Below are 11,584 nucleotides of genomic sequence, written 5' to 3' on the forward strand. Positions count from 1 at the left end.
ATTATTTTTTTGTAAAAATAGCAGTAAAAAATCCAAAAAGCAACATCCAAAATCCAAATCAATTTTTCTATATTTTAATTTGAATTTCCTACTTTTGTTAAAAATACATTATCATGCTAAAAGTAGGGGTTTTAGGTGCTGGTCATCTGGGAAAAATTCATTTGCGTTTATTACAACAATCTGAAAAATATGAATTAGTTGGTTTTTATGATGAAAATCAGGAATACGCCGAAAAAATATCAAAAGAATTTGGATACACTAACTTCAACACTATTGCCAAATTAATTCACGCTGTAGACGTAATCGATATTGTAACTCCTACCCTTTCACACTACAAATGTGCAAGAGCAGCTATCAAATCAGGAAAACACGTTTTTATCGAAAAACCCATTTCGAATACTATCGAAGAAGCCGAAGAAATCATTGCTTTAGCTAACGAATACAATGTTAAAGGGCAAGTAGGACACGTAGAGCGTTTTAATCCTGCCTTCATTGCCACCAAAAATATGGTCGAAAATCCGATGTTCATAGAAACGCATCGTTTGGCCGAATTCAATCCCCGTGGGACAGATGTTCCTGTGGTTCTGGATTTAATGATTCACGATATTGATGTTATTTTAAGTGTTGTCAATTCGAAAGTAAAAAACATCAGCGCCAGCGGTGTTTCAGTTATCAGTGACACACCGGATATTGCTAATGCTAGAATCGAATTTGAAAATGGTTGTGTTGCCAATTTAACAGCAAGCCGAATTTCGATGAAAAACATGCGTAAAACGCGTTTCTTTCAAAAAGATGCTTACATCTCAGTTGACTTTTTAGAGAAAAAATGTGAGGTCGTAAAAATGAAAGACGCTCCCGAAGTTCCCGGAGATTTTGATATGATTTTGCAAAATGCAGAAGGAGTAAAAAAACAAATCTATTTTTCGAATCCTGAAGTACAACAAAACAATGCCATCTTAGACGAATTAGAAACATTTGCCGATGCAATCAATACTAATACGACTCCAATTGTAACTTTAGATCAAGCAACAGAAGCATTGCGAGTGGCTTACCAAATTATAGCTTGTTTTAAAAAATAAATAATTTTATATAAAAGATTGAATTTTAAAAGTTACGTTTCGTAACTTTTATTTTTTAAATATAAATCGAATACTGAATGAAAATAGTAGCAGTAATAGGCGCAGGAAGTATGGGTAACGGAATTGCTCATACTTTTGCCCAAAATGGTTTTACCGTAAAATTGATTGATGTTTCCGAAGACGCTTTGGAAAAAGGAATGACCACTATTTTTACCAATTTGGACAGAATGCAAAACAAAGGAAGCATTACTGCCGAAGATAAAATGAAAACCATTTCGAATATTATTTGCTACACTGATATTGAAGATGGTGTGGTTGGCGCTGATTTAGTAATTGAAGCCGCAACCGAAAATCTTGATTTAAAACTTAGAATTTTCAAAAAACTGAACGAATATTGTTCTCACAACACTGTTTTTGCAACTAATACTTCTTCTATTTCTATTACTCAAATTGCATCAGTTGTTGCTCATCCGGAGCGGGTAATTGGTATGCACTTTATGAATCCTGTGCCAATAATGCCTTTGGTAGAAGTCATTCGCGGTTACAATACCAGCGATGAAGTAAGCCAATTCATTGTGACATTAGCATCCAAATTAGGAAAAACAGCTGTAGAAGCTCACGATTATCCCGGTTTTGTTGCTAATAGAATTTTGATGCCGATGATTAATGAAGCCATCGAAACCTTATACAACAAAGTAGCCGGAGTAAGCGAAATTGACAACGTGATGAAATTAGGAATGGGACACCCAATGGGACCTTTACAACTGGCTGATTTTATTGGACTTGATGTTTGTTTATCGATATTGAATGTGATGTATGATGGCTTTAAAAACCCAAAATATGCTCCTTGCCCACTTTTGGTCAATATGGTAAATGCTAAAAAATTAGGCGTGAAATCAGGAGAAGGATTTTATGATTATAGCGAAAATAAAAAAGCAGAGAAAGTTTCGAAACAATTTCAGCAGAATTAAAAAATTACAACAATGTCAATTGCAGAAAATTTACTGTCTATAAAAAACAATTTGCCTGAACACGTAACGCTGGTAGCAGTTTCTAAAACCAAACCCGTTGCTGATTTAATGGAAGCTTATAATGCGGGTCAACGAATTTTTGGTGAAAACAAAATCCAGGAAATGACTGAGAAATGGGAACAAATGCCTAAAGATATTCAATGGCACATGATTGGTCACGTTCAAACCAATAAAGTAAAATTCATGGCGGAATACGTGAATCTAATACATGGTGTGGATAGCTTGAAATTATTGCAGGAAATCAACAAACAAGCTCAAAAACACAATCGTGTAATTGATTGTTTACTTCAAATTTATATCGCCGAAGAAGAAAGTAAGTTCGGACTTGATGAAGAGGAATTAAACGAGATTTTTAATTTCGTTCAAAATAACAAAGAAGGATTTAAAAATATCCGAATTGTGGGTTTAATGGGAATGGCAACTTTTACTGATAATCAAGAACAAATCAAAAAAGAATTCACGCATTTGAAATCTATTTTTGATGCTAATCAAAATCTGAAATCTGAAATCTGCAATCTGAAATCTCTTTCAATGGGAATGTCCGGCGATTATAAATTAGCTATTGAATGCGGCAGCACGATGATTCGAGTAGGAAGTAGTATCTTTGGAGGCAGATAATTTAATGCAAAAACCACAAACAACTAACTATAAACTACAAACTGAATACTTATTTTGTACGCAATATTAGACATAGAAACTACCGGAGGGCAATTCAACGAAGAAGGAATTACTGAAATTGCTATATATAAGTTTGATGGTCATCAAATTGTTGATCAATTCATCAGTTTAGTGAATCCTGAAATCCCAATTCAGCCATTTGTGGTAAAATTAACTGGGATTAACAATGCTATGTTGCGTTCGGCTCCTAAATTTTATGAAGTGGCTAAACGCATCATCGAAATTACAGAAGGTTGCGTTTTAGTCGCACATAATGCCGATTTTGACTATCGCATTCTTCGAACTGAATTTCGTCGTTTAGGATATGATTTTAATATAAAAACGCTTTGTACCGTTGAATTATCCAAAAAACTATTGCCTGAACAAACTTCGCATAGTCTGGGAAAATTAGTCCGTGCTTTAGGAATTCCTATGGCCGACAGACATCGTGCCAGTGGTGACGCCATGGCTACGGTAAAGTTATTCAAAATGTTATTAGACAAAGACCTTGAAAAAGAAATCATTACCAGCTTAATCAAGTCGGAAATACAAAAAGGTATTGCGCCAAAACTATTAGATATTATTGGAAGTTTACCTTCAAAAACAGGAGTATATTACATTCATAATGAAGAAGGTAAAATCATTTTTATTGGCAAAAGCCGAAACATCAAAAAAAGAGTCAATCAGCATTTTACAGGAATAACCCGAAGCGCTAAAAAAATCCAAGCCGAAGTTTTCACCGTAACTTATGAAGAAACCGGAAACGAACTCATCGCACTGATAAAAGAAGCGCAGGAAATTAAAATAAACAAACCCATTTATAACCGAATGGCACGCAAGAATCATTTTTCCTGGGCTATTTATCCTGAAAAAGACAGCGAGGGTTATTTGCGTTTGAAACTTCAAAAAACGGATGGTAGAAAAAAAGAAATTCTTTCTTATACCAACGCAGCCGATGGAAAAAACGCCCTGTTTCGTATTACTGCCAATTATCATTTGTGCCAAAAATTAACCGGCTTATATGAAACCAAAACCCATTGCTTTCAGCACACTATTAACGAATGTGACGGTGCCTGTGTGGGTAAAATTCCAAGCTCAGAATACAACGAAAGAATTCAAAGTTTCATTGATAAAAACAGCTTTGACAATAAAAACATGATTGTTATTGACCGGGGAAGAAATATCAATGAAAGGAGTGCAATTTTAGTCGAAAATGGTGTTTATAAAGGCTATGCTTTTTATGATTTGAACTATCAGATTACCAATGTCGACATCCTGAAAAACATCCTGATTCCAATGGAAAGCAATCGGGATACACAACGAATTATTCAAGCTTACATTAGAAAAAACAAATCCTTAAAGATTATTCATTTTTAGAAGAAAGCATCTATCGTTATTAATACACAAGCACAAAACTTATTAAAATTTTTGTTTTCAACGCTGTATTCCTTAGAAACCAAATATGAAACACCTAATTACCATAATCGGGCCAACAGCCATAGGAAAAACTGCTTTGAGTATTCAATTAGCCAATCATTACAATTGCGAAATTGTTTCTTGTGATAGCCGTCAGTTTTTTAAGGAAATGACCATCGGGACTGCAGTTCCTAATCAAAAAGAATTGGCTGCAGCAAAACATCATTTTATTCAAAACAAATCCATTTTTGAAAATTATACCGTAGGCGATTTCGAAAAAGAAGCCATTGCAACCATTGAAGAATTGTTCAAAACCAATGATTATGTAGTATTAGTGGGTGGTTCAGGTTTGTATGTCAATGCAATTTTGAAAGGTTTTGACGATTTCCCCGAAATTGACTCGGCTGTACGCCAAGAAGTCAATGCCAATTATGAAAAACTAGGCATTGGTTATTTACAAGAACAGCTTAAAAAACTGGATCCTGATTATTTCGAAAAAATTAGTGCCGAAAATCCGCAAACCTTACTCAATCCGCAACGCATGATGCGATTTGTAGAAGTTTGTATAGGAACAGGAAAACCTTATTCTTCTTTTTTAAGTCAAAAGAAAAACGAAAGAAACTTCACTCCTATTCTCATTGGTCTCGAAGCCGAAAGAAATGTCATGTACAACCGCATTAACCAGAGAGTTGACATCATGCTGGGCGAAGGTTTACTTCAGGAAGCGAAGAATTTGTATCCAAATAAGAAGTTAAATGCGCTACAAACCGTTGGTTATCGGGAATTATTTAGTTATTTCGACAAAGAATTCACTTTAGAATTTGCCATCGAAGAAATCAAAAAAAACACACGCCGTTTTGCAAAACGCCAACTCACTTGGTTCAAACGAGATGAAAACACCAAATGGTTTCATTTTGAAACACCAATATATCAAATAATTGATTATGTCAATTTGAAACAAAAATCCTAAACCTAAAATCGTTAACCTGAAATCATAAATCTCCATGCCAATAGATTCTAATTTCACTTCCATATTAAGCAAAGACTTCGAAATCAATTTCACCCAATGTTTGCCTTCGGGAAGCTTAAAATATACAGAATTGTGTAATTTGCTACAGCTTACCGCAGCGGCACATTCTGAAATTGGAGGCATCAGTTTTTCTGACATGCAGGAATTTGACCAGGCCTGGGTTTTAAGCCGAATGAGAGTAGAAATTAGCGATTTGCCAAAATGGAAAGATACCGTAACGGTAAAAACCTGGATTAACAGTTTGGAGAATTCACGTTCGGTACGTGCTTTAGAAATGTATGTCAATGACAAAAAGATTGTGGGTTGCGAGACATTTTGGGCAGTTTTCAATACTAAAAAACGTCGTCCTGAACTACTAACATTGGCACACGATCATTTTGAATTATTCCCGGATGTAAAAGCTACCCAGGAAGGATTTTCAAAAATTGACATTAATCCTGAGAAAGAAGAAGTTTTTAGTAAAACCGTTATTTTATCTGATTTGGATATTGTTAATCATGTCAACAATGTCAAATATCTGGAATGGTGTATGGATTTAGTGGATGAAAATATCATTTTAAAACAAAAAATTAAAAGCTTCGAAATGAATTTCATGAAAGAACTTTCACTACGTGATGAAGTAATGATTCACGAAAATATTTCAGACGATGTCATTGTTTTTAGCATTACCAAAGAAGATAAAAACTGCTTTGCGTTGCAATTGAATTTGGTATAAATTTCCAAAAATAATCCTAAAGTTTCCTAATTAAAAGTTATAAAGCCACGCTGGATTTTTTAGCTTGGCTTTTTTTGTCTTATTTTAATCTTCCAAAATAATGACAATCATCAAAAATCTTTTCAAAAATACAGAACCCATTCATCTATTGGCTAATGCCAATTCGGACAAGGATTATTTCCCTCTGGATTTATCGGTTGTTAATGTTGCTTTGGTAAAGATTAATACCACAAATCATCTTACACTTGAAGCTTATATTCAGGAACAACGACAATTTTTCGATTCAAAAATAGCTTTTGGCGGTTATCTGGAAAAACGAAATTTATATCAAAGAAGTTCACTTTTTAAAAATAACAATACAGAAGAACGCAACATTCACATTGGAATTGATTTATGGACTCAGGCGGGAACAGCGGTAATTTGTCCGCTGGATGGCTGGATACATAGTTTTAAAAATAATGCTACAATTGGAGATTATGGCCCTACAATTATTTTAAAACATCAATTAGAAAATGATGCCTTTTATACTTTATACGGTCATTTGTCGTTAAAAAGCATAGAAAATCTAAAAACAGGAATGCCTTTTAAAAAAGGACAACAATTAGCAAGCTTGGGAAATCCATCTGAAAATGGTGATTATGCACCACATTTACATTTTCAAATCATCAAAAACATTGAGAATTATAATGGTGATTATCCTGGTGTTTGCCGTGAATCTGATTTGGATTTTTATTTAGAAAATTGCCCCGACCCTAATCTATTATTAAAAATAAAAAAATTGAAATGAAAAAACTGATCGTAATCTTAAGCTTAATTGCAGTGGTAGGATGTAAATCAAAAAAAGCACATCAAAGTGAGCCTAAAGCTGATGAAATTGTAAAACTGGCTTTAAGTCAAGTCAACAACAGTCAGAAAAACAAAGCCTACGAATTAGGAAAACGCGTTCTATCGACTTGCAATACGTCAAAATTTAAGCCTTTTACAAGCAGCGAAGCTACAACATCAGTTATCAATAATATTACTATCGAAAAACTCTCTAAAACCTGTGCCAAATACAGACAATGGTATGGAACTTTTAAAGATTTGGAATTAGCTGAAGTATACCTAAACACCAATGACCAAACAACAGTGTATCGCTTTAGAGCTTTGTATACTAAAAAAGTAGCCAACAAAGAATTGCGTGTTTTTATGAACTCGGACAATTTGGTTTCAGCGATAAAAACTTCCGATTGGGTAGATCCTTTTACATACAACCAATAAAAATCTCAAAATGAAATCAAAAATACTACTACTTCTTTTATTCATTTCGATTACAGCCACAAGTCAGCAAATAATGACTCTAAAAGGCAATAAACAATACAAAGCCACTCCTAATTGGAATTTTATAAGTACCAATTATGCTCTTGGTGGTGAAGTTCAGGTACAAGTGGCTAAAACGGAAAGTGGTGGTATATTGAAACTCTCGGCTGCTACGACGAATCCTAAATTTATTATTTCAGGGACAGTGTATGTGTATCTTAGCGATAACAGCTATATCAGTTGTAGCGATAAAGGATTATTTGAAAACAGTGATACCAGGCTTAATTCCTATTTTACATTTACAGCTGCCGAGATGAACAAACTCAAAAAGCTAAACATCGCATCGATACGCTTCAACATCAAAGGGAAATCGGATAATTTTAGTAGTCAAACCGGTAATTTTACGGCTCTCAACAAAAAATCCTATTACACAAGCAGCTGCGAAAAAAGCAAAAACATATTTGATACTAACAAAGAAATTACTTTGCTATAAGCATACTAATTTTGGTTTATCCAAAATAATATCACAATATTTATTCTAAAAAAAATATTCAAAACAAAAAATATTCTTACATTTAATCTAAAATACAAACTACGCATTTTAAATTATAAGTTTGAAATATGACTCCATCAGAAAAAATAATTCATCAATTATATACTTCAATTGCCAATGGAGCGATTTCAGAAATGGAAAGCTGTTATAGTCCAAATGTAAAATTTCACGACCCCATTTTTGGCACACTAAAAGGCATGGAAGTTCCTAAAATGTGGAAAATGTTGATTGAAAAGAGTAAAGAAAACTTAGCTATAGAATATACGATTATTAAAAGCAATACTTATAAGGGAACAGCACAATGGACAGCTATTTATACTTTTGGAAAAAACAAAAGACAAATAAAGAACATCATTAAATCTGAATTTCATTTTAAAGACGGACTCATTATCAAACAAAATGACGATTTCAATATTTGGAATTGGGCAAAACAGGCATTTGGTTTTTCAGGATTTCTTTTTGGCTGGACTGGTTATATGCAAAAGAAAATTCATGACAAAGCCAAGTTTTCACTTAAAAACTACAAAGAAGCTGTCTGAAATCAAATTTCATACAATCTTAAAAACACAATAAATCACTGATTTAAAACGTTTTAATTTAAAAATCTTAACTTTAATACTTCAACCCAAAAAAGGATTTATAAATTAAAAACATGAGTCATGAAAAAAATCATTTTTTTAATCCTTTTAGGAGGATTTACATTAACAATCAATAGTTGTAGTGTTGGATATGTTGCCGAACCGCCAACTTACGTTGAAGTCAACATCTCTCCAAGACCGTATCCTAACTATATTTGGATTGAAGGTGGCTGGGTATGGAGCAGTTCCCGTAATGTTTACATCCAAAAAAAAGGCTATTGGGCTAACCCTAATAGCGCACGTGGTCATAGAAAAGGAGAATGGAAAAAATACGATCGTGGGTATCGTTGGGAAAGAAGATGATAAAATAGTTTAATTCAATTAAAACAAGCTTGTGAAAACGATTTTCACAAGCTTGTTTTATTAACATTCTTCAAAACATTTGACACTCGACTGCGGAAGCTAAGGACGCCCAAACTGATGAAATTTTCACCAACAAAAAACATCATTTTAAATAGGTAAACACTATTTATTCAATTCTCCTAAAATTTCATAAGAATGTAATCTCGCCTCGTGTTCATAAACAGCGGTAGCAACCATTAATTCGTCAATTTGAGTAATTTCAATAAATTTTTCTAATTCTTGTTTTATTTTTTCCGGATCTCCAATAAAAGTATACTGAATCATTTGCTGTAGTGCAGCTTCTTCCATTGGATCCATAAAATCTTCATCAGGTTCTTCCGGCTCTTTGAGCTGCTGTCTGTTTCCTGTGATGATTCCCAGAAATAACTTTTTAAACGAAGTTGCTAATCGCTCGGCTTCATAATCAGTATCGGCAGCTATTACATTCACACAAGCTATTACATACGGTTCTTTTAATTGTTCCGATGGTTTAAAATTTCTCCTGTAAATAGCTAATGCGTTATGCAATTGTGCAGGTGCAAAATGACTGGCAAAAGCGTAAGGCAATCCTAAAGAAGCGGCTAAATAAGCACTATCAGTGCTGGAACCTAAAATCCATATTGGAATATCCAAACCTTCTCCGGGAAAGGCTCTTACTCTCCCACTTTTATTTCCTTCCGATAAATAGCGTTGTAATTCTTCTACATTAGCCGGAAATTCCATAGCTGCATATTCGTCTCTTTTTAAAGCAGCAGCTGTAAACTGATCTGTTCCTGGTGCGCGTCCTAAGCCTAAATCAATTCGGTCAGGAAAAAGCGTAGCCAAAGTTCCAAACTGTTCGGCAACTATCAAAGGCGCATGATTAGGGAGCATAATTCCTCCCGACCCAACTCTTAATGTTGAAGTTCCGGCAGCAATATGACCAATTAACACCACGGTAGCAGTACTGGCAATTCCTTTCATATTGTGATGCTCAGCCAGCCAAAATCGGTTATAACCCCACTTTTCTACATGTTGGGCTAATTCTAAACTATTTTTAAAAGTATCGGCTGCATTTCCTCCGTCTCTGACTATAGCTAAATCAAGAACGGATATTTTTATTTGCGAAAGTCTATTTGCAGTCATAAAATCATCATCTTATTTGTATATACAAAAGTAAGAATTGTAAAATGCTTTCAAGAATATCAAATACTAATAGAAAGTTAAATAGAGACTTATGAAAATAACCTAAAAAGTATCAAAATAATACTGTTTCTTTGATAGTCCTTTTTGTCTTAAATTTACACAGTTTTAAAAAGTGGTAAAATATTGAAAAACATAAGTTTTCAACTTAAATAAAAAGGAATTGGAAAAAATAAAAAACGAAGAAGCAAACTGGACTATCTGTCCCGAATGTAAGGGACGAGGTAAAAAAAGCCGAGGACTCAGCAATAAAGCGCGACTTCGCTATAAAACAGCCTTAGAGGAATTTGAAAAAACGAATGGTGAAGGAACAGCTCCTATTCGTCCTAAGGGGCATCTACACTCCTGTTTGAATTGTTCCGGATCCGGTTTGATTTCTGCTATCAGCCCTCCTAAAGCGGATACAGAAAACTACCCGCATATTGCTATTGTTGGCGCTGGTATTGGCGGAGTGGCTCTTGCCGTTGCTTGTTTGCATCGCGGAATTCCCTTTACCCTTTTTGAACGTGACACCAACTTCGAAGCTCGATCTCAGGGCTACGGACTTACGTTGCAACAAGCCAGTAAAGCAATTGAGGGATTGGGTATTTTTTCGTTGGATGACAGAGTGATCTCTACAAGACATTTGGTTCATACTACTGATGGAAAAGTTATTGGCGAATGGGGTGTCAGAAAGTGGATAGCCTCGGATGCTAAAACCTTTCAGAAACGTACCAATGTGCATATTGCACGACAATCTTTACGTTTAGCACTACTTCAGCAGCTTGGCAAACAGAATATAGTACATTGGGGACATCAATTAGTAGATTTCAAAGAATCTGAGGATGACGCTGTTGATCTCAACTTTCAAGTGAACGGGGAAATAAAGAGCTACAAAGCAGATCTTGTCGTTGGAGCCGATGGTATTCGCAGTTCGGTGCGAAGAATATTGATTGGCGAAGATACTACTCCTTTGCGTTATCTGGATTGTATTGTAATTTTGGGTATTTGTCCTTTAAGTGCTCTCGAAAGTCTTAACAATCCTTTACTGGACTCGGCTACTGTATTTCAAACCGCCAATGGCAATGAACGAATCTACATCATGCCTTACAATTCAGACTCAGTAATGTGGCAGCTTAGCTTTCCAATGACAGAAAAAGAGGCTAAAGAGTTAAGCGCTCAAGGACCTCAAGCACTCAAAGAAGAAGCTTGTCGTAGAACGCAGTGGCATAGTCCTATACCTGAAATTTTAGAAATGACTTTAGAAGCTCAAATTTCTGGCTATCCTGTTTATGACCGGGAATTACTCAGTTCGGAATTGTTAGCGAAAGCGGGAAAAGTAACTCTAATTGGAGATGCAGCTCATCCCATAAGTCCATTCAAAGGACAGGGAGCAAATCAGGCACTGTTGGATGCACTCAAGCTGGCCCGAAGAATTTTCAAAGGATGCCGACCTTTATCTGAATGGCGAAAAACCGGAATAAGGGAAAGTGTATTAACTGAGTTTGAAGCGGAAATGCTAGAACGCTCTGCTACTAAAGTAAAAGATTCAGCAGATGCTGCACAGTTCCTGCATTCTGATATTGTGCTTCATGAAAGCGATGAGCCCAGAGGACGTTCTTTAAAGAAATAATGAAATTTGCTTATAAAAAAAGTCTACAAA

Annotated in this window: 13 protein-coding genes; 12 read left to right on the forward strand and 1 reads right to left on the reverse strand. The window is 34.9% G+C overall.

What is annotated here, in order from left to right; all coding sequences use genetic code 11:
* Positions 1–113: 113 nt before the first annotated feature.
* From EOD40_RS11310 to EOD40_RS11360, 11 genes are all read left to right on the forward strand, one after another.
* Positions 114–1,079, forward strand: coding sequence for a Gfo/Idh/MocA family protein (locus EOD40_RS11310; RefSeq protein WP_128195585.1), 966 nt, complete (start codon positions 114–116; stop codon positions 1,077–1,079).
* A gap of 77 nt (positions 1,080–1,156) precedes the next feature.
* On the forward strand, positions 1,157–2,050 hold the full coding sequence (locus tag EOD40_RS11315; RefSeq protein ID WP_128195587.1) for a 3-hydroxyacyl-CoA dehydrogenase family protein: 894 nt from the start codon (positions 1,157–1,159) through the stop codon (positions 2,048–2,050).
* Between the two features lie 12 nt (positions 2,051–2,062).
* The gene (locus tag EOD40_RS11320; RefSeq protein WP_128195589.1) at positions 2,063–2,728 is read left to right on the forward strand and encodes a YggS family pyridoxal phosphate-dependent enzyme; all 666 of its coding nucleotides are present in this window, start codon (positions 2,063–2,065) and stop codon (positions 2,726–2,728) included.
* A gap of 54 nt (positions 2,729–2,782) precedes the next feature.
* Positions 2,783–4,144 (forward strand): exonuclease domain-containing protein, encoded by a 1,362-nt coding sequence (locus EOD40_RS11325; RefSeq protein WP_128195591.1) that lies wholly within the window; start codon positions 2,783–2,785, stop codon positions 4,142–4,144.
* Between the two features lie 85 nt (positions 4,145–4,229).
* Positions 4,230–5,153 (forward strand): tRNA (adenosine(37)-N6)-dimethylallyltransferase MiaA, encoded by a 924-nt coding sequence (gene miaA / locus EOD40_RS11330; RefSeq protein ID WP_128195593.1) that lies wholly within the window; start codon positions 4,230–4,232, stop codon positions 5,151–5,153.
* A gap of 34 nt (positions 5,154–5,187) precedes the next feature.
* Positions 5,188–5,928, forward strand: coding sequence for an acyl-[acyl-carrier-protein] thioesterase (locus EOD40_RS11335; protein WP_128195595.1), 741 nt, complete (start codon positions 5,188–5,190; stop codon positions 5,926–5,928).
* Positions 5,929–6,028: 100 nt separating this feature from the next.
* Positions 6,029–6,715, forward strand: coding sequence for a peptidoglycan DD-metalloendopeptidase family protein (locus tag EOD40_RS11340; protein ID WP_128195597.1), 687 nt, complete (start codon positions 6,029–6,031; stop codon positions 6,713–6,715).
* Positions 6,712–7,188: a hypothetical protein gene (locus EOD40_RS11345; RefSeq protein ID WP_128195599.1), complete on the forward strand. Its 477-nt coding sequence runs from the start codon at positions 6,712–6,714 to the stop codon at positions 7,186–7,188. Before EOD40_RS11340 ends, EOD40_RS11345 begins: the two co-directional genes overlap by 4 nt.
* Before the next feature lie 10 nt (positions 7,189–7,198).
* A complete protein-coding gene (locus tag EOD40_RS11350) occupies positions 7,199–7,720 on the forward strand; it encodes a hypothetical protein (protein ID WP_128195601.1) in 522 nt (173 codons plus the stop codon).
* Between the two features lie 128 nt (positions 7,721–7,848).
* The gene (locus EOD40_RS11355; protein ID WP_128195603.1) at positions 7,849–8,319 is read left to right on the forward strand and encodes a nuclear transport factor 2 family protein; all 471 of its coding nucleotides are present in this window, start codon (positions 7,849–7,851) and stop codon (positions 8,317–8,319) included.
* Positions 8,320–8,439: 120 nt separating this feature from the next.
* Entirely contained in the window at positions 8,440–8,721 is a 282-nt protein-coding gene (locus EOD40_RS11360; RefSeq protein ID WP_128195605.1) for a YXWGXW repeat-containing protein, read from the forward strand.
* A 162-nt stretch (positions 8,722–8,883) separates the two neighbouring features.
* On the opposite strand, the gene EOD40_RS11365 is transcribed toward EOD40_RS11360, so the two are convergent.
* Positions 8,884–9,885, reverse strand: coding sequence for an LLM class flavin-dependent oxidoreductase (locus EOD40_RS11365; RefSeq protein ID WP_128195607.1), 1,002 nt, complete (start codon positions 9,883–9,885; stop codon positions 8,884–8,886).
* A 220-nt stretch (positions 9,886–10,105) separates the two neighbouring features.
* Between EOD40_RS11365 and EOD40_RS11370 the strand changes: the two genes are divergently transcribed.
* Positions 10,106–11,554, forward strand: a complete 1,449-nt coding sequence (locus EOD40_RS11370) for an FAD-dependent oxidoreductase (protein ID WP_128195609.1) — start codon at positions 10,106–10,108, stop codon at positions 11,552–11,554.
* Positions 11,555–11,584 lie beyond the last annotated feature (30 nt).

Source organism: Flavobacterium sufflavum, assembly GCF_004016525.1.
Taxonomy (GTDB): domain Bacteria; phylum Bacteroidota; class Bacteroidia; order Flavobacteriales; family Flavobacteriaceae; genus Flavobacterium; species Flavobacterium sufflavum.